Source organism: Rhizobium sp. BK316 (genome assembly GCF_014193695.1).
In the GTDB taxonomy this organism is placed as follows: Bacteria; Pseudomonadota; Alphaproteobacteria; order Rhizobiales; family Rhizobiaceae; genus Rhizobium.
On the sequence record NZ_JACHZR010000002.1, the window covers coordinates 379330 to 396698 of the forward strand.

General features: G+C 59.4%; 18 protein-coding genes, 1 tRNA gene and 2 pseudogenes. 12 read left to right on the forward strand and 9 right to left on the reverse strand.

The features are described 5' to 3' along the window. Positions 1–208: 208 nt before the first annotated feature. The 4 genes from FHT87_RS10415 to FHT87_RS10430 all read left to right on the forward strand — a co-directional run bounded on the left by FHT87_RS10415 (position 209) and on the right by FHT87_RS10430 (position 4956). Positions 209–2206, forward strand: a complete 1998-nt coding sequence (locus FHT87_RS10415; protein ID WP_183801576.1) for a methyl-accepting chemotaxis protein — start codon at positions 209–211, stop codon at positions 2204–2206. Positions 2207–2359: 153 nt separating this feature from the next. Continuing rightward, the gene (locus FHT87_RS10420; RefSeq protein WP_183801579.1) at positions 2360–3880 is read left to right on the forward strand and encodes a HAMP domain-containing sensor histidine kinase; all 1521 of its coding nucleotides are present in this window, start codon (positions 2360–2362) and stop codon (positions 3878–3880) included. Positions 3881–4003: 123 nt separating this feature from the next. Next, a tRNA-Arg gene (locus tag FHT87_RS10425) sits at positions 4004–4080 on the forward strand. 387 nt (positions 4081–4467) lie between these two features. Further along, positions 4468–4956: an Rrf2 family transcriptional regulator gene (locus FHT87_RS10430; RefSeq protein WP_183728051.1), complete on the forward strand. Its 489-nt coding sequence runs from the start codon at positions 4468–4470 to the stop codon at positions 4954–4956. On the opposite strand, the gene FHT87_RS10435 is transcribed toward FHT87_RS10430, so the two are convergent. The 5 genes from FHT87_RS10435 to FHT87_RS10455 all read right to left on the reverse strand — a co-directional run bounded on the left by FHT87_RS10435 (position 4939) and on the right by FHT87_RS10455 (position 8890). Next, complete coding sequence (locus FHT87_RS10435) at positions 4939–5967, reverse strand: mechanosensitive ion channel family protein (protein WP_183801582.1); 1029 nt, start codon at positions 5965–5967, stop codon at positions 4939–4941. The genes FHT87_RS10430 and FHT87_RS10435 overlap by 18 nt on opposite strands. Before the next feature lie 75 nt (positions 5968–6042). Then, a complete protein-coding gene (locus tag FHT87_RS10440; protein WP_183801585.1) occupies positions 6043–6459 on the reverse strand; it encodes a cupin domain-containing protein in 417 nt (138 codons plus the stop codon). Positions 6460–6522: 63 nt separating this feature from the next. Further along, positions 6523–7275 carry an SDR family oxidoreductase gene (locus FHT87_RS10445; protein ID WP_183801588.1) on the reverse strand — a complete coding sequence of 251 codons (753 nt, stop codon included), beginning with the start codon at positions 7273–7275 and terminating at the stop codon, positions 6523–6525. A gap of 134 nt (positions 7276–7409) precedes the next feature. Continuing rightward, positions 7410–8354, reverse strand: coding sequence for an MBL fold metallo-hydrolase (locus FHT87_RS10450; protein WP_183801591.1), 945 nt, complete (start codon positions 8352–8354; stop codon positions 7410–7412). Between the two features lie 56 nt (positions 8355–8410). Beyond that, entirely contained in the window at positions 8411–8890 is a 480-nt protein-coding gene (locus FHT87_RS10455) for a carboxymuconolactone decarboxylase family protein (protein WP_183728060.1), read from the reverse strand. Between the two features lie 127 nt (positions 8891–9017). Here FHT87_RS10455 and FHT87_RS10460 point away from each other — a divergent pair, with 127 nt between their 5' ends. After that, positions 9018–9950: a LysR family transcriptional regulator gene (locus tag FHT87_RS10460; protein WP_183801593.1), complete on the forward strand. Its 933-nt coding sequence runs from the start codon at positions 9018–9020 to the stop codon at positions 9948–9950. A 239-nt stretch (positions 9951–10189) separates the two neighbouring features. On the opposite strand, the gene FHT87_RS31180 is transcribed toward FHT87_RS10460, so the two are convergent. The 3 genes and pseudogenes from FHT87_RS31180 to FHT87_RS31400 form a co-directional block, all read right to left on the reverse strand. Next, a complete protein-coding gene (locus tag FHT87_RS31180) occupies positions 10190–10477 on the reverse strand; it encodes a LysR substrate-binding domain-containing protein (RefSeq protein ID WP_246699599.1) in 288 nt (95 codons plus the stop codon). Positions 10478–10527: 50 nt separating this feature from the next. Further along, positions 10528–10635, reverse strand: a pseudogene (locus tag FHT87_RS31185) (LysR family transcriptional regulator); the annotation flags it as partial. 64 nt (positions 10636–10699) lie between these two features. Further along, positions 10700–10861: pseudogene (locus tag FHT87_RS31400) on the reverse strand (LysR family transcriptional regulator); the annotation flags it as partial. 445 nt (positions 10862–11306) lie between these two features. On the opposite strand from FHT87_RS31400, the gene FHT87_RS10470 reads away from it, so the two are divergent. Together FHT87_RS10470 and FHT87_RS10475 are read left to right on the forward strand one after the other, a co-directional pair. Further along, positions 11307–11702: a YkvA family protein gene (locus tag FHT87_RS10470; protein WP_183801596.1), complete on the forward strand. Its 396-nt coding sequence runs from the start codon at positions 11307–11309 to the stop codon at positions 11700–11702. Positions 11703–11756: 54 nt separating this feature from the next. After that, positions 11757–13793: an acyltransferase family protein gene (locus FHT87_RS10475; protein ID WP_183801599.1), complete on the forward strand. Its 2037-nt coding sequence runs from the start codon at positions 11757–11759 to the stop codon at positions 13791–13793. Here FHT87_RS10475 and FHT87_RS10480 read toward each other — a convergent pair. After that, positions 13751–14188, reverse strand: coding sequence for a hypothetical protein (locus tag FHT87_RS10480; RefSeq protein ID WP_183728068.1), 438 nt, complete (start codon positions 14186–14188; stop codon positions 13751–13753). The two genes, FHT87_RS10475 and FHT87_RS10480, sit on opposite strands and share 43 nt — an antisense overlap. A gap of 91 nt (positions 14189–14279) precedes the next feature. Here FHT87_RS10480 and FHT87_RS10485 point away from each other — a divergent pair, with 91 nt between their 5' ends. The 5 genes from FHT87_RS10485 (at position 14280) to FHT87_RS10505 (ending at position 17360) form a co-directional block, all read left to right on the forward strand. After that, positions 14280–14594 (forward strand): hypothetical protein, encoded by a 315-nt coding sequence (locus tag FHT87_RS10485; protein WP_246698099.1) that lies wholly within the window; start codon positions 14280–14282, stop codon positions 14592–14594. Between the two features lie 200 nt (positions 14595–14794). Further along, positions 14795–15166, forward strand: coding sequence for a cell surface protein (locus FHT87_RS10490; protein WP_183801602.1), 372 nt, complete (start codon positions 14795–14797; stop codon positions 15164–15166). Positions 15167–15321: 155 nt separating this feature from the next. Beyond that, positions 15322–15603: a hypothetical protein gene (locus tag FHT87_RS10495; RefSeq protein ID WP_183801605.1), complete on the forward strand. Its 282-nt coding sequence runs from the start codon at positions 15322–15324 to the stop codon at positions 15601–15603. Positions 15604–15985: 382 nt separating this feature from the next. Next, positions 15986–16651, forward strand: a complete 666-nt coding sequence (locus tag FHT87_RS10500; RefSeq protein ID WP_183801608.1) for a methyltransferase domain-containing protein — start codon at positions 15986–15988, stop codon at positions 16649–16651. A gap of 16 nt (positions 16652–16667) precedes the next feature. Further along, complete coding sequence (locus FHT87_RS10505; protein ID WP_183728080.1) at positions 16668–17360, forward strand: TetR family transcriptional regulator; 693 nt, start codon at positions 16668–16670, stop codon at positions 17358–17360. Positions 17361–17369: the final 9 nt, after the last annotated feature.

A 17369-nucleotide genomic window follows, 5' to 3' on the forward strand; every position in this document is an offset into this window, starting at 1 on the left:
AGCTTTCGCTGGCTTTCAATCGCAGCTTTTATTCCTTGATGGTGCTCGGCTTTAGGCGAAGCATACTGCGGGCTGCAGTAAGTATGGGTAATTTCTTGTAGCTGATATTGTTAATATTCGAAATACAACATTAACGAATTTACCCGATCTTCAAGTGCATCGGCTGGGAATTTGTTTTCCAGGCATTGTGTGAAGTGAGGAGTGTTCGTTGAAAATCCGCGGCAAAATCAACCTTCTTGTCTCCGTCATGGGCGGCGTAGCGCTTTTGATCGGTGCCACTGCGCTCTCGGCGATGCGCGAATACAACGAAAACCTGACGGCTTACGAGCATGCCGCAGCCCGCGCTTATGCCGGAGAACGCCTCAACCGTTTCGTCACCGCCGTCGTCATGGAATCGCGCGGCATCTATGCCGCAAAGAGCCTCGAACAGACGCCGGCCTTCGGTAAGGGCCTGATGGCCGATCTGGACGAAATCGACAAGGTCATTGCCGGCTGGGCGCCGCTCGTGCCGGACAGCCAGAAGGCTTCCTTCACCAAGCTTGTCGACCGCGCCAAGGAATTTCGCACCTTCCGTACTGAGACGGCGCGCCTCGGCACGGAGGTCAGCCCGCAGGCGGCCAATGAGCAGGGTAACAACGACGCCAACCGCGCCAACCGCAAGGCCTTCCAGGCCGAGATCGACGCGATCGTCAACACCGACAAGGCCGAACTGACGGCCGTGCGCGATCAGATCGAAGATTTCCGCAGCTGGATCCTGACGCTGGTGCTCAGCATCACCGGCATCGGCATCGCAGTCGGCGTCGGCATGGGTTTCTATATCGGCACCAGCCACCTGAGCCGGCCGATCAAGAAGGTGACGGATGCGATCAAGGAAGTTGCCGACGGCAACTTCCAGGCCGAGGTGCCCTTTGCCGGCCGCAAGGATGAAATCGGCGAAATGGCCGCCGCCGTTGCCGTCTTCAAGGAAAACGGCCTCGCCATCCAGCGCATGAACGCCCAGGAGGCGGCGATGCGGGCAAAAAGCGACGACCTGCAGTCCAGCATGTCCGTCGTCGTGGCGGCCGCTGCCGCCGGCGATTTCAGCCACCGCATCAACAAGGATTATGAAGACGAGAGCCTCAACCAGTTCGCCGGCAATATCAACACGCTGCTGTCGAGCGTCGATACCGGCGTCAACGAAACCCGCCGGGTCATTGCAAGCCTTGCTGAAGGCGACCTGACGCAGACCATGCGCGGTCAATTCCAGGGCGTCTTTGCCGAGCTGCAGAAAAACGTCAACAATACGTTTGTGACGCTGCAGACGACGATGCGCGAGGTGCTCGAGACGACTGAAGCAATCAACGGCAATACCAACGAGTTGCGCAACGCCAGTGACGATCTGTCCAAGCGCACTGAACAGCAGGCTGCAGCACTTGAGGAAACCTCCGCGGCTCTCGATGAGATCACGGCCGTCGTGCAGAACTCCACCGAACGCGCCCAGGAGGCCACCGTCATGGTCTCTGAGGCAAAAGACAATGCCGGCCGCTCCGGCGTCGTGGTCCGCAATGCAGTCGACGCCATGGGCCGCATCGAGCAGGCCTCCCGCGAGATCAGCCAGATCATCAATGTCATCGACGAGATCGCCTTCCAGACCAACCTGCTGGCGCTGAATGCCGGCGTCGAGGCGGCACGTGCCGGTGAGGCCGGCAAGGGCTTTGCGGTCGTCGCACAGGAAGTGCGTGAACTGGCCCAGCGCTCGGCGACTGCCGCCAAGGATATCAAGGCACTCATCACCAAGTCGGGCGACGAAGTGCAGGTCGGCGTCAAGCTGGTTCAGGCGACGGGCGAGGCGCTGTCCGAGATCGAGACACGGGTCATCGCCATCAACGACCATATTCATTCGATCGCAACGGCGGCCAAGGAACAGTCGACTGGCCTCAAGGAAGTCAACACCGCCGTCAACCAGATGGACCAGGTTACCCAGCAGAACGCCGCGATGGTCGAAGAAACCTCGGCTGCGACCCACAAACTGTCAGCCGAAGCCGATGGCCTCGTGCGCCTCATCTCCCGTTTCAAGGTCTCGAACGACGCACAGGCGGCGGTGGTCGTTGCCCGCCAACAGCATCACCAGCCGGTCGCCTCTCCAGCGCGCCGCGCGATCGGCCGCGTTGCCCGCGCCTTCGGCGGCAATGCCGCCGCGGCAGAGCAGAGCTGGGAAGAGTTCTGACAGTGTTCACAAACGGTACCGGAGCGCCGCCTGCGGGCGGCGCTTTCGTTTGTGACGACTTGCCGCTGCTCGCAAAGATTTGAAAGCGGACCATTCTCGTCTAATATAAAAGCTCACGCTGATGGCGGCCTTTCGCCGCACGGACAAGACGAGATGCCGGTTCAGGACCAGGGCGAGACCTCCCAGACGGAAAACACCGCGGCCGGTGAGGCTGCCAGGGGCTCGTATCCGCGTGCCGGCAAGTTCGGCGGCCTTTCGGGCAAGCTGCTCTGGCTCACCGTCTTCTTCATCATGCTGGCGGAAATCCTGATCTTCTTTCCTTCGATTGCAAGCATGCGCATTCGCTGGCTCGAGGATCGGCTGAATACGGCTGCTGCGGCCGCAATCGTCATCGATGGCCTGCAGCCGGTGGAACTGCCGCGCGCGTTGCAGAAGGAAACGCTGGAAGCGACGGGTACCAAAGCGATCGTGCTGCGCAAGGACGGCACCTCCCGGCTACTTGCCATGAGCGGGATGCCGACCTCGGTCGATGAATCCTATGATCTCACGGACATCCCGCCATTGACCGCGATGCGCGACGCGCTGGACACGATGATCTTCGGCGGCAACCGGATGATCCGCGTCTATGGCGCGGTCGGCGAGACCGATACCGGCGTTGAGGTCGTCATGAAAGACAGGCCGCTGCGCAAGGCCATGTTCGGCTATGCCCGCAACGTGCTGCTTCTGTCGATCCTGATTTCGTTCTTTACCGCGACGCTGATCTTCTTTGCGATCAACCGCATCCTCATTCGCCCGATCCGCAGGCTGACGGGCAGCATGCAGCAATTTGCCTCCGATCCCGAAAATCCGCAGCATGTCTACGTCGGCGACGGCGGTCGCGACGAGCTGGCCGTTGCGGGGCGCAACCTGACCTCGATGCAGCTCGAACTGCAGAAGACTCTGAAGCAGCAGAAAAATCTCGCAGCCCTCGGCCTCGCTGTCTCGAAGATCAATCACGACATGCGCAACATCCTGGCATCCGCGCAGCTCATGTCGGACCGCCTTGTCGATGTCGACGATCCCATGGTGAAAAGTTTCGCGCCGAAGCTGCTGCGCACCATCGATCGGGCCGTCGGCTACACGACCGAAGTCCTCTCTTATGGCAAGGCAACCGAATCGGCGCCGCGCCGCCGCCGCATCCGCCTTTATGGGCTTGTGCAGGAAGTGAAGGATATCCTGGCGATCGATCCGCAGAGCGGCGTCGAGTTCATCGAGCAGATGGGGCCGGATCTGGAAGTGGATGCCGACAGCGAGCAATTGTTCCGCATCATTCACAATCTCTGCCGAAACGCCCTGCAGGCGCTTACCTCGCCGGGCGAGGAGAGGGCCGGGATCGTCAGGCGCATCACGGTCGCCGCCCAGCGCGTCGGCAGCGTCGTCAGCATTACGGTGGACGATACAGGCCCGGGTATGCCGCTGAAGGCGCGGCAGAACCTCTTTGCCGCCTTCCGCGGCTCGGCGCGTTCGGGCGGCACGGGTCTTGGCCTCACTATCGCCCGGGAACTGGTGCTGGCGCATGGCGGCACCATCGCCCTTGTGGAAAAGCCCTCGGTCGGCACGCAGTTCCGCATCGAAATTCCGGATCGCCCGGTTTCGCTGGAAGATTACCGCAGCCGGTCCCACGCCGAAAAGTGATGCAATTTCCGCAAGTGAGCTTTGCGGAATCAAAGTCGCGATTTTTTTCGAATTGCTATTGCATTGCCCGAAAAGACCCTTTAGAGAACCGCCCACGCAAGCGGCTCGGCCGCCTCTGCAAGCGCACCCGTAGCTCAGCTGGATAGAGCACCAGACTACGAATCTGGGGGTCAGGAGTTCGAATCTCTTCGGGTGCGCCATTATCCTCCTAATGAATTGAATCTGAAAAACATCTAGGGTTTCAGAGTCTTAGCGAGAGCCGCCTAGTACACAACGGTATCGCACAAGGGTGGGATACTCGATGGCAGGGCTCAGCAACCGGCCACCTTCATCACCCTGCTTCCGAATGAACGCCTTCTGTGCGTCCGAAAACTGCGATGCCTTCATCGTCTTCCGTTCCTTTCCCAGCCAGGAAAATGCAGCGGAAAACTCTAACCAAAACTGGTCCAGTTTGAAGGGGTCAGATCAGATCATTCAGATCAATGTCCTGAGCCGGAGGGCTCCACCTCCCATGTTTACATGCGACAAATTTAGGGATATTTTATATCCATAATATGTGCTGATTTTCTCCACGCCGGAACGCATCAATGATTTTAAAGAGCCAAGTCGAGTGGGTGCTGCATTGCTGCGCCATTCTCGCTGGCCTGCCCGATGGGCGCTATCTGTCGACCAAGGCGCTGGCAGAATTGCACGGGCTTCCGAAGGAATACCTATCCAAGGCACTGCAGAGCCTGTCTCAGGCAGGGCTCGTTCATTCGACCCTCGGCCCATCCGGTGGCTATCGCCTCGCAAGACCGCCGGCGGAATTGACCTTTCTCGATATCGCGGAGGCGGTGGAAGGCAAAGCGCGGACCTTTGTCTGCGCCAACATCCGCGCTAACAACCCCTGCCGCCCGAAGGGCTATTGCGACAGCAGCCCCTGCGCCGTGGCTCGCATCATGTGGGAAGCCGACGAAGCATGGCGCCAGAAACTGCGCAGCGTCACGCTGGCGGATCTTGGAGAGATACTGTCGCAAGAAACGCCTCCAGCCATCTGGAACGATACTTTCGAGTGGGTTCTAAAGCGCGCTGGATGAGCGCCCTCCAGTACTCGGAGCGAAAGACCCGCCGCTGGTTGTTGCCCGCACATACACGAGGCTTTCGGCAGGCACAGCCAGCGAAAGACCGCTTGCTCCGCATTGATCATGGATGAGGTCGATGATCTCGTTCCTGGCTGAGATTCCTATGGCGAGACTGGGGACTCGGAACTGCAACTCCACTTCGATCGCAATCGCGTCGATGGTCTTCAGGGCGACGGCCGGTGGCGGATCCTTGACAATACGGCTGCTGCCTTGCAGCACGGACCGCATGGCTTCCTCGACAAAGCTTGGCCTTTGCCCAGCGGCAAAGCGCACGGTTAACACGATCTGATGCGTCTCGTCGGGGCGGCTGAGGCTGGTCAGGCCTTGCCTCGCCAGCATACTGTTTGGCAGCACGACGATGTTGTTGGCGCCGGTCAGCAGGTTGGTTGAGCGCCAGTTGGTCTCGGTGACACGACCCGCGGTGCCGTCGTTCAATTGGACCCAGTCGCCAATGGCATAGGCCTTGCCGAGCGTCAGTGCGATGCCGGAAAAGACGTCGCCGAGTGTGTTCTGTAAAGCCAGACCCAGGATGACGGCAACGATGCCGGAGGTCGTCACCAATGTGGCGATCGGCATACCGAAAACGAAGCCCGTGACCGACAGCGCCATGCCGACATAGACGACGGCTACAGCCATATCCAGGATGAGGTGGGCTTCCCGCGGCTTACGGTTGAGTCGGACATAGATATGGAGGAAGCCGATGATCGTCCAAGCGAGATGGGTCCACCAGAGAATTCTGGCCGACTTGGAGAGCAGCGCGACAAAACCCTGCGTGTAGACGTCATCGGGCTGATGCGGAGCGATGCCCCCCATGTAGAGCTCAAGGCTCATGCCGGTGAAGAACAGGATCTGGGCGATCAGGCGTCCCGTCGGACGGTTCCTGCCTTGAACGTGCCATACGACGATACCGGCAATCCCCAGGATGTTGATCAGCAGGAACGGCAAGAAGTGGTCATCGCCAAACATGGTTAGGAATCACCGATAACGGTTGATCGCGTCGAAGAACGGCCGTGCACCGGATCGGGCGCCCGGCCTGTTCATCTATTTCTTGATCGGAAACGTCAGTTCCTGCTGGGCAGTATCGACCACGAAGACCGCGAGCAGCTTCGCGGGCTCGGTCTTACTTGCATTCTCACTGACGCCGTGGCGATCGCCCGGCAGTTCCGAAAAGCTCTCGCCGGCCTTGTAGACCTTCACAGGACCATCGTTGACCTGACTGCGTATCGCTCCTTCGAGGACTGTCGCGTAGATGAAGGCGGATGATGGGTGTGTGTGGCCGTCGGAGAAACCGCCCGGACCGTATTCGACCAAAACACCTTTCATGCTTTTGCCGGGAACGTTCGGCAACTCGTGCTCGTAGACAAGAGTGACCTTGGCATCTTTTTCGCCGGCATCATTGGCAGCTGCCGTTGCGGACAAGAGAGCAGTCATGGCAAGGGCGAGAATTGGCTTGATCATTTCGAAATTCCTTTTCTTGAGGGTGGGACAGTGCGGAGCATGTGGCGGCGCACCGATATCCGATCATCTGCGGGCAGAGGTTGCGAACCACTGCTCGAAAGTGATGTGGCCGAGGCGCGGATTGTTGTCGGAAACGAGTGAGCCATCCTCCAGCCGGGCGCCGAAATATCGCGCCTCCGTATCCGCCTCGACTTCGCGCCCATCACCCATAGCCTTCAGATAACGGGCAACGAGTTCGTTGAGCCGGACACGTTCCGGACCGGAGATCTCGATGACGCCGTTGATCGGCGCCGCAGTCGCAGCGGCGGCCACGTTGTCGGCGACATCGTCAGAGGCGATCGGCTGCACATAGGCCGGCGATAGACGCACGGTGTTTCCGATCGTGCCCGACTGGGCGATACCACCGAGGAATTCCATGAACTGCGTCGAGTGGACGATCGTATAGGGAATACCGGCCCCCCGAATGATCTTTTCCTGGGCGACCTTGGCGCGCATGTAGCCGCTCTCGGGCAGGCGATCGACGCCGATGATGGAAAGGGCGATATGATGTTTCACGGCGGCCGCCTTTTCCGCCGCCATCAGATTACGACCCGATATCTCGAAAAAATCGAGCACGGCCTTGTCCTCGAAGGAGGGTGAGTTTGCGAGGTCGATGACGACGGAGGCACCGGTAAGCGCCTCGGCGAGACCCTCGCCGGTGATCGTGTTGACGCCGGTGTTCGGGGCGGCGGCAATGACTTCATGGCCTTGCCTGCGAAGGCGCTCGGCCGTCTTTGAACCGATAAGGCCGGTTCCGCCGATGATGACAATTTTCATGAATTTCTCCATTTGCGGCTGCTTCGCGCACCGCGTTGTTCATTCGTTGCTGAATGGTTGGTCGAGTGTCGGGCCGGCCGAGCCGGCGCGTGGCCCCGAAGGCTGTGACCCGCTCGCCTCTGGCCATCAGGCGGTTAGTAGTCCCAGAAGACCGGCACCCAACGGAAATGGTCGCCGTCGGCTGCGACGTGGCCAACCGAGGGGAACGGCATATGAGTGGCCACCAGAAGTTCGCCGGTCTCCGCCAGCTCCCGCAAAAGACGAACGCGGACGCGGGCAGCCTCTTCCGGGTCGTGCTCGAAGCCATTGAACCAGTCGGGGTGATCGAAGCCGACCGCGAACACCGCATCGCCAGCGAACATCAGCCGGTCTTTGCCTGATGCCACGCGGACCACGCTGTGCCCGGGAGTGTGGCCGCCGGTTCGGGAGACGACCACCCCCGGTGCCACCTCGTACTCTTCATCGAACAGTTCCAGCTGACTCTCGTATACTTTTGTGAACTGCTTGGCGGCCGTTCGAAGCGCGTCCGGGAAGCCGGGCGGCATGGACACGTGAGAGAAATCGGGCGTCTCCCAGAATTTGACCTCGGCTGAGGCCACATGGATCCGCAGGTCTGGACGCAACCGCTCCTTCACCCCGTCGACGAGCAGCCCGCCAACGTGGTCCATATGCATGTGGGTAAGTACTACGTCGGTTACGGATCCAAGATCGATGCCGGCCGCCTCCAGTCGCTTGATCAATTGCCCGGCCCGCGGCAAGTTCAACTCCGGGTCCAATCCAAGGCCGGCGTCGATGAGGATGGTCTGCTCGCCGCTACGCACCACGACCACGTTCAGCGCCCAGTCGAAAGCGTCCGGCGGCAGGAACATGTCGTTCAGCCATGCCGCGCGCTCAGTCGGGTCGGCATTGTGCCCCAACATCTTGGTTGGGAGCGGTAGCACGCCATCGCTGATCACCAGCACATCGATCTCGCCCACCCGCACCGCATAGCGCGAGGGAACCAACTCTTCGGAGCGTGACCCGCCGGGGGCCAGGGTGTTGTTCAGGTTCATATCTGTCTCCTGTTTCAAAAGATGCATTCATTCGCGTCCGCCTTTGCGGCGTGCGTCGTTCAATGGTCCGTCAGGGGAAGAGCCTAGTTGAGACCGGCCTTGTCGAGGCCGTAGAGCTTGTCGGCCGAGCCAGGCACGGTCTTGAAGGCGATGCTGGCGCGGTTCCAGGCGTTGATGACCATGATCGAAAAGGTCAGGTCTGAGATTTCCTTCTCGGAAAACTGGCCGCGTACACGCTCGTAGAGCTCATCCGGAATGCCGCCTTCCGGCAGTTTCGTCACAGCTTCGGTCCAGGCGAGGGCCGCGCGTTCACGTGGGATGAAAAGGTTCGATTCACGCCAGATGGCAACGTGATAGAGCCTGAGTTCGGTCTCGCCATGGATTTTGGCTTCCTTGACATGCATGTCTAGGCAGAAGGCGCAGCCGTTCATCTGCGACGCGCGGATTTGCACGAGATCTTCGATCTTCTGCTCAATGGCGCTGTCCTTCAGGGCCATGCTGAGGTCCGAAAGTTTCTTCAGCAGCTCAGGCGATTTCTGGGCGTAGTTCAGGCGCAGGGTCATGGTTTCTCTCCAATTAAGGATATTTGACATCCTTAAGGATAAATAATATCTGTAATGCATCGGGCGTAAAGACCTTTCGACCCAAGTGGCGGACATAAGGCTTATGTCGAGAACGAAGGGGACGGTTATGGACATCGTTTGCGCGTTACGGACATTCCTGCGGGTTGCCGAGGCGGGCTCGTTTTCAGCTGCCGCCATCGATCTCAAGCTGACGCAGCCTGCGGTTTCCCGGCAGGTTTCGGCGCTGGAGGCCCAGCTCGACACACGTCTTCTGCATCGCTCGACCACAGCATTGGCACTCACGTCCGAAGGCGAACGGATGATCCCGATGGCGCTCAGGGTTATCGAAGCGGTGGAAGCACTCGGCGAGTCTGCCGGTCCGGAGGGAACCGCATCTGGCAAGGTACGCCTCTCCCTGCCTGCACCGTTGGGGCTTTACATGAGCGACCGGTTCGCAACTCTTCTCGACCGCCACCCGGAACTTTTCGTTGAACTGTTGTTTCGCGAAGAGCCATCCGATCTGATTGAAGAAGGCATCGACCTCGAAGTGCGCCTCGGCGCTGTTGCCGATTCCAGCCTGATATGCCGCAGGATCGGCTGGACGACGGCCTTTCTCGTCGCATCCCCAAGCTATCTGGAAAAACGAAGCATGCCGAGAAACTTCGAGGATCTGAACCGCCATGACTGTATCTGCTATAGCCGCGGCGGCAGCGGTCGTTCCTGGCAGTTTTCCAACGGGGCCGATGAAGTCGCGGTGCGGATCGCGCCGCGTCTCGTCTTGGATAATGCCGTTGCCGTGCACCGCGCCGTGCTTGCCGGAGCCGGCATCGCGATCCTCACCCACATCCTGGCGACACCCGATATCGGCGCCGGGCGATTGGTCAATCTAGTGCCCGACTTCCCGCCGGCCCGCCTGCCGATCAACCTGGTCTACTCCTCGCGGCGCAACATGCCGCTTCGCGTAAGAACCATTATCGAATATCTCGTTGCGGCGATGCAGGAAGATCCGTTTATGGCTTCATCATCCGGAGGGCCTTGGAGAGCCATGGAGGAGACATAGTTCTCATCTTCACCTGAGACGGTGCGCCATTATTCTCCCAATGAGCCATTATTCTCCCAATGAATTGTATCCGAAAAGGGTCTAGGCTTCGGAACCTTGGCGAGAGCCGCTTGGCACGCAACGGTATCGCACGAGGGTGGAGTAGTTTATGGCAGGCTCAGCTATGCAGAGTCGCGCCTCAGGCATTATGAGCTTCTCAAACGGCTTCCTTTGGAGCTTACCGGAAAGTCAGCGCCGGCTTACAGCCGCTCGCGCTTCAGCCGGGCGGCCAGCTCATTCACGAACAGGCGCGTTTTGGCGAGCGGTATCTTGCCGGATGGCCACACTGCGTAAATTGGAATCTTGCTGTCCTCGAAGTCTTCGAGAACCACTTCCACCGTACCCTCATCAACGAGGCTGCGGATCTGCCATAGCGGCGTGAGCCCGATGCCGAGCCCGCTTGCCACGGCGGCATGTGTTGCAGCCGCACTGTCGCTGCCGAAGCGACCATGCACCCGCACGGCTTTCCACCGATCCGGAACGTCCATGTCTCGCCGGACCCTTCGGCATGGCGCAGAACGCATTGATGTCGTATCAGGTCGTCAGGATGTTCGGGACGGCCATATGTGGCAAAGTAGGCAGGAGATCCGAAGACCACGGCGCGAAGATCGCCGAGACGCCGTGCCTTGAGGCTGGAATCGGCCATATCCCTGATCCGCACCGCCAACTGCCGATGCACGCAGCGAACCGACCGGCCCGACGCCGACGTTCTGCTCCAGTGCCGCAAGCGAGCGGTTGATGGACTGCAGCGACCGGCGCAGGTGGCGCGCCGCTGCGGTCTGGCTGCCTTTCTCGGCGATGGCCAAGAAGGCCTCGAGGTCATCGAGTCGCTCCATATGCATTCTCTCGTTTTCCGGAAGAGTATATCGCATTTGCCGCCAATTGTCGCATCGCAGGATCCTCTCTATCTATGGGTGACGCGCCGGCCCGAATGCTGTGTCCGTGCCCGCGTCAAAGAGTTGGAAACCCTTGATCACCACGTCCTGCAGCCTTTCGCCTGTGTGAAGGATCACAGCGACCATCGGCGAGAAGGGTTAAGTCCGAGACAGACGACGGGAGAAAATGAGGTCTTAGAAAGTCTCACTGGTTTTCCGGACGAACTGCTTAGGTTGAAGGGGGTGCAGGGGCACTTGCCCAAGGTTTCTAGAAAATGTCATTTTTGCACTGTTATACATGTGACTGACATTTCCGTGCGTCGGTAGAGACAATCCTAAGCATCCTAGCAACCTATGAGCCGGATGACTGCACAACGCCGAAGCTCATGTGCCGGAGGTGGGTAGTTGACTGAATACGGTTACGGAGCATCGGCGGCACGCAATGAAAAAATGGCTGGACATTGCAAAACAATGGGCGCGGACCATCAAGCGCGACGTTGTTGCACTTTGGTTGGCTGGACGTGACGAGCAAACGCCTCTGGCGGCAAAGCTTGTCGCCGGCATGGTCGCCGCTTACGCGCTCTCACCGATCGATCTCATCCCCGATTTTATCCCAATTCTCGGATACTTCGACGATCTGATTATCGTGCCGCTCGGGGTGCTGTGGGCAGTCCGGCTTATTCCGCCACCGTTGATGTCGGAGTTCAGGACGCTGGCTGCCAGCCGGCAACAGCGGCCCGTCACCCGGGCGGGATTGATAGCGATCATGGCAATATGGCTGGGGGTTGCGCTGCTTTTGGGTGCCTACGCGTTCAAATACCTTAATCGCGTCGGATAGCTCTCATCCGCGCTCTTTGCCGACATTCAACCATAAAGGTTTGAAATGTTACTTATGAGGGGAGAAAGTCCCGTTTTCGTTGCTCCTCAACATGGTGCGAAGCATTTCCCCTACCGGGCCGATATTGATGGGCTACGGGCGATCGCCATCCTGCCGGTCATCCTTTTTCATGCCGGCGTGGCTGGCGTCGGTGGCGGTTTTGTCGGCGTCGATGTGTTCTTCGTCATTTCCGGCTATCTGATGTGCAGCCTGATTGCGGGCGAGATGGCACAAGGCGAGTTCGGTCTTCTCGGCTTCTATCAGCGACGCGTCCGCCGGATCTTCCCCGCCCTCTTTGCGATGATGCTGACTTGCGCTGTCGTTGCATGGTTCGCCTTCATGCCACAGGAACTTCTCTATTTCGCCCGCAGCATGAGCGCCGCGTCCCTCTTCACGTCGAACATCCAGTTTGCCAAGGAGGCAGGTTACTTCGACATCGGCGCACAGATGAAGCCGCTGCTGCATACTTGGTCGCTTGCCGTCGAAGAGCAGTTTTACATCGGCTTTCCCCTCGTCATGATCCTGCTGCAGAGGATCGCGCCGCGACAGGTCATCGCTTTGGTACTTGTCATCCTGGCGGCATCCTTCGCCGCCGGCATCGGCGCGTTGAACCGCGATGCGACGGCAGCCTTTTATCTGTCGCAATATCGCGTCTGGGAGCTTCTGATCGGCGTCGTGCTAGGTTTGGGGGCCATTCCGGAACTGCGCAGCAAAATGGGCCGGCAGGTTCTGGCGGCAACCGGCCTCCTCCTAATCGGGATCGCGGTCTTCACCTTCACCGAAAAAACGACCTTTCCGGGCTTTGCCGCATTGCTGCCCTGCCTCGGTGCAGCCTGCATCATCCATGCGCGCGCCGGCAATGGCGTCGTCGGCCGGCTTTTGACGCTGCGGCCGCTCGTCTTCGTCGGGCTGATTTCCTATTCGCTCTATCTCTGGCATTGGCCCATCATCGTTTTCACGCGCTATTTCACGGGCCACGAGCTGACTCCCGCGCTGCGTCTGACTGTCATTTTGGCATCGATCCTTGTTGCGATCGCCTCGTGGCGCTTCATCGAAAAGCCGTTCCGCGGCAGCCTGGCTTTGTTCAAGGGCAGGCTTCTGCCGGCGATAGCGGTTCTGCTCGTCGGGGTCACGTCCGGCGCTGGGACACTGGTGGTCATGAGTGGCGGCGCACCAGGCCGCTTGCCTGCCGATGTTCGCGCCATCTATGCGGCAACCTACGACCGGAGCCATTTCTATCAGGATGGCTGCTTCAGCGAGTCCGACCACAAGGGGCCGTCGAATGCCGATATCGAAAGCGGCAAGGTCTGCGCTCTGGGCGATCTGGACGACACCGGTCCGGACTTCCTTGTCTGGGGTGACTCACACGCCGCAGCAATGGCGCCGGCGATCGATACGGCCGCAGCTGCCAGAGGGTTCGGCGGCATGTTCGCCGCCCATGCCACCTGCCCACCGCTCAATGATGTGCCGCTTACGACCAAGGGCGACACAAGACGATGCACGGCTTTCAACAACTCGGTGCGCGACCTGATTAGGGAAAAGCATATTCCGCTCGTGTTCATGCTGGCCTATTGGCCGAAATATGTTCACCAGTCCGAATTGCCGAACCAGGGGGATTATTTCGATGCCTCCATTCCCCCCAGCGTGGCGGATTACTCGACGCCCGTTGCAACAGCGCTTGATAACACCCTGGCTCAATTGAAACAGGAGGGCGTCAAGGTTGTCCTCGTCATGGACGTGCCGGAAATGGGTCACTTCGTGCCCGAGGCTCTGGCCAAGGCCAAGCTTGCGGGCACTTCGACAGATATTGCGCCGCCCTGGCCCTATATCGCCGAGAGGCAGGCACTCGCCCGCTCCATGCTGAAGAAATATGCCGCCAAATACGATGCGGCGATCGTCGATCCGCTGGCCGCCTTCTGTGACAACGACCATTGCCTCGCATCGCGAAACGGTGTGCCGCTTTACATGGACGCCGACCACATCACCGCCTCCGCGGCCAAGAGCCTCGGCTATCTTTTCGTGTCCGCGTTCAATGGGGCGGCAAACATCTGAGCGTTGAACGGGGCTGCTTCGCTCTGGCACGCACTGCCGTCGATTTGCCAGAGAACCGCGTTGACGCGGTTTTTTCCTGCGTTGACGATGGTCTGTCCGTTGACGATTCGCCCGCAGTTCTTCCGCAGGAACCCGCTGAAACGCGTGGTGTTGAGCCGGCCGCGTTCGATAAACTCCGAGAGCGCGTCTATCAGAGCTTCATGGCGACGGTTGCCGACGGGATCGAAGGCCCCTTCCTCTATTATTTTAGCAATTTCAGATGCAGCCCAGGGCTTGCCCGTCGGCAGCGCCGAGACAATGGCCGAGGTGCGTTCCTTTTCCGGGTCGTTCTCCCTGATCTTAGCCGAATTACCCAATGGATCAGGCGAGCCCATCCAAACGAGCGCGGAGCGCACGAGATCCGACCTCCTCATGCCTAGTTTCGCGCAACCTTCGGCGTCTATCTGCGGAAGCGATAGATTGTGTAGGCGAGCGACCGGAGGTCGGATGAAGACGAGAATTATGGGTGTGGTCGGTCTCGTTGTCATGATGGGCGCCCTTGCCGGCTGTGTTGACCGTGCCAATGCGCCGGTGCTCATACCGGTCGCTTCCCCCGTCAATCCGCCTGGTGTCACTCACAGCCTCTGTGTGTCCGATGCCAACGCAATGTATGACGAGGCGAATAAGCAGTACGACCTGCGTGCGCAGATGACCGGCCACCGCGATGCCGTGGAGCGGGAAACCAATGCAAGTGGCGCCGCCCATCGGCAATACCTCTCCTGCGTCGCAAGCCAGGGCTACCGTCCTTTGTACGCCAACTGAGAACAGTGAATTCACACAGCTAGTGAATTGTCGCAGGCGCCACTCTCGCGGCTTTTGCAAAATCGCAATTTTGATTTTTTGTGTCTTTCAGTCGCGGCAAATCGCCTGCAATCACAAGTGCAGGAAGCCGCGTGTGATGATGGAACTTCGCGCGCATAGAACGCATTTTTCTTAGGTAAATCCAGTAAGGAGGGTTTATCATGAAAATGCTTAATCTAGCCCCGTCCGCCTTTGCGCTCAGCGCTCTTCTCGCCCTCTCGTTTACCGCTCCCGCGCTGGCGGCGCCCGTTCAACAGGCCCGGATTCCGGTCCCGTCGAATGCAGAAATGGTGCAATATAAAGCACATGCCGGCTATTGGCATGGCTTTCATGGATTCCGCACGGAACGCCCCGGTACCCGCCGTCACTCCGACGGCTACTGGTATCCGCTTGCCGCGTTCGGCGTTGAAGCCGGCACCACGGGCTCGATTGTCCGCCAACCCGAAAATCGCCCTGCACCCAAAACTATGTGCAACCCCACGTTTACCGGCACGATCGGACCCGGCAGCATGCCGTGCGACAACGGCTACTGAGCCGGCAAAGAAAAAGGCGGCCAAAAGCCGCCTTTTTCGTGTCCGCAATCGGAACTCACGTATCCGTGATCGCTGTTGCGGCACAGTAGAATATGACAAATCCGCTTCCTAGCTCCTTGGCGTAATTCGAAACCACCCTCCCAAGGAGACAAGAAGTGATCAACCTAGTGAAGAATGGCCTCGTGGCCGCCGCCTTTGGCGCAATCGTCAGCGTTTCGGCTTTCGCATCTGCCGACGCAGCCCCGGCTCAACAGCCGCAGCATCAGATCACCAAGCAGCAGAAGAACACCAAGACTCGCCAGGAGCCCCGCACGACCGGTTCGGTCAACGGTGCATCCAGCAGCTCCATGCCCTACCAGTACAGCCCGAAGAAGCCGCTCAACATGGCCTGCGGCCTCCGCTTCAACCCGACCAGCAGCTCGGGCTGCAACTATTAAAAGCAGTTTGATGGCATAAGGCGAGAGGAAAGGGGGCTGGAGTCTCTACCTCGAAAGAGGGCAGCCTGCACGGCTGCCTTTTTCGTTCCAAGGGTGCTTTGGTCACGCTGTCGAGGGAAGGCCGGCCCATTTGGTCCGGCACGCCCCTCCCGCCCAGCCAGTCATGGAAGCTCCCATTGTGGAGTTGACGGTTCGGGCCGATTGCGGATCCATATAATACATTGCACTAAGTGCAAAAATGCAATAGATACAAAAATACACAAAATGTTGAGGAGGACGACCTGCGAAGAAACGATGGATTGACGGGCCTGCCTTGGAATTGCCATGCTGGGGGAGATCGTCGCATCAACAGTCAATCACGTTTCAGCCAGGTGGGATAATCATGATAGCAAAGAGTGCATATTCCGATTTCCTGCATTTTTTCCGTTCCTGGCTGAACAACCCGTTGAGGGTTGCCGCGATTGCGCCCTCCGGCGACTCGCTCGCCCGGATCATGACAAGCGAGATCGCTGCGCTGGACGGCCCGATTATCGAGCTCGGGCCAGGCACCGGCGTCTTCACCCGCGCACTGCTTGCGCGTGGCATCAGCGAGTGCGACCTGACGCTCATCGAATATGGTCCTGAATTCATAGGATCGCTCCAGAAGCGTTTCCCCGATGCGCGTATCCTGCAGATGGACGCAGCCCATCTGGCGCAGGCTGATATTTTCGAGGGCGAACCCGTCGGCGCTGTCGTCAGCGGCCTGCCACTGCTTTCCATGTCGCCGCGCAAGATCGCCTCGATCCTTGCAGGGGCTTTTGTCTATATGCGGGCCGGCGGTGCTTTCTATCAGTTCACCTACGGGCCGCGCTGTCCCGTGCCGCGCCCGATCCTCGACCGCCTGGGCCTGAAAGCGACGCGCATCGGCGGCACGGTCCGCAACCTGCCGCCAGCGTCCGTCTACCGGATTTCGCGCCGCAAGCCGCTTGAACTCTCACGTGAGCGTTTCAAATATCGCACCGGCGGAGTGGATATGGAGATCGCCGCTTTCTCCGAAGCGGATGACTGAATGACACCTGATGGAAATGACCGAGAAGAAACAGCCTGAAGCCGTCGAGGGCAGGCGCGAGCGCAAACGGCGCCAGACCCGCGAGCGCATCGAGCAGGCAGCGATGAGCCTCTTTCTGGAGCGCGGGTTTGACGCCACCACCATTGAGGAGATCACTGAAGCTGCCGATGTTTCGAAGCGCAGCTTCTTTGATTATTTCCCGTCAAAGGAAGAGGTCGTCTTCGCCTGGCAGGATTCCTTCGCCGACCGCCTGATGGCGGCGATTGCCGAGCGGCCAGCCAGTGAATCCTCCGTCAAGGCGGTCGAGGAAGCCCTGATCGTCACCGTCACCGCTTCGATTGACGAGCGTGCCATGGCGCTTGGCGAACTCATCCATTGCACGCCGACCCTCAAGGCACGCGATCAGCTCAAATATGCCAAGCTGGAGCAGAAGCTGACCGAGGCGCTGATTGCCCGCAAGGGCGGCGATCGGGACGTGCGGACGCATATGCATTTGCTTTCGACGATCGTCATCGGCGCGCTGCGCGTCGGCAGTGAGGTCTGGCGCGCGCGCGCCCAGGATGCTTTGATGGAAGGCGCTTCAATGGAAGCCTTCGCACGCGAGATCTTTGGCGAACTCTGGAAGATGCTGGCCGAATTCGGCGAAGAGACGAAAACCCGCCTCCAAAGCAATTCCATACGCCAGAGCAATTCTAGCAAAAGTGCGTAGCGGTTTTGC

Excerpts from the sequence above, each read along its gene's own strand:
- FHT87_RS10420 (WP_183801579.1), top strand. The coding sequence starts at position 2,360 with ATGCCGGTTCAGGACCAGGGCGAGACCTCCCAGACGGAAAACACCGCG.
- FHT87_RS10450 (WP_183801591.1), bottom strand. The coding sequence starts at position 8,354 with ATGCATCTTTTGAAACAGGAGACAGATATGAACCTGAACAACACCCTG.
- FHT87_RS10460 (WP_183801593.1), top strand. The coding sequence starts at position 9,018 with ATGGACATCGTTTGCGCGTTACGGACATTCCTGCGGGTTGCCGAGGCG.
- FHT87_RS31180 (WP_246699599.1), bottom strand. The coding sequence starts at position 10,477 with ATGGACGTTCCGGATCGGTGGAAAGCCGTGCGGGTGCATGGTCGCTTC.
- FHT87_RS10505 (WP_183728080.1), top strand. The coding sequence starts at position 16,668 with ATGACCGAGAAGAAACAGCCTGAAGCCGTCGAGGGCAGGCGCGAGCGC.
- FHT87_RS10445 (WP_183801588.1), bottom strand. The coding sequence starts at position 7,275 with ATGAAAATTGTCATCATCGGCGGAACCGGCCTTATCGGTTCAAAGACG.
- FHT87_RS10475 (WP_183801599.1), top strand. The coding sequence starts at position 11,757 with ATGAGGGGAGAAAGTCCCGTTTTCGTTGCTCCTCAACATGGTGCGAAG.
- FHT87_RS10470 (WP_183801596.1), top strand. The coding sequence starts at position 11,307 with ATGAAAAAATGGCTGGACATTGCAAAACAATGGGCGCGGACCATCAAG.
- FHT87_RS10490 (WP_183801602.1), top strand. The coding sequence starts at position 14,795 with ATGAAAATGCTTAATCTAGCCCCGTCCGCCTTTGCGCTCAGCGCTCTT.
- FHT87_RS10485 (WP_246698099.1), top strand. The coding sequence starts at position 14,280 with ATGAAGACGAGAATTATGGGTGTGGTCGGTCTCGTTGTCATGATGGGC.
- FHT87_RS10435 (WP_183801582.1), bottom strand. The coding sequence starts at position 5,967 with ATGTTTGGCGATGACCACTTCTTGCCGTTCCTGCTGATCAACATCCTG.
- FHT87_RS10500 (WP_183801608.1), top strand. The coding sequence starts at position 15,986 with ATGATAGCAAAGAGTGCATATTCCGATTTCCTGCATTTTTTCCGTTCC.
- FHT87_RS10455 (WP_183728060.1), bottom strand. The coding sequence starts at position 8,890 with ATGACCCTGCGCCTGAACTACGCCCAGAAATCGCCTGAGCTGCTGAAG.
- FHT87_RS10440 (WP_183801585.1), bottom strand. The coding sequence starts at position 6,459 with ATGATCAAGCCAATTCTCGCCCTTGCCATGACTGCTCTCTTGTCCGCA.
- FHT87_RS10430 (WP_183728051.1), top strand. The coding sequence starts at position 4,468 with ATGATTTTAAAGAGCCAAGTCGAGTGGGTGCTGCATTGCTGCGCCATT.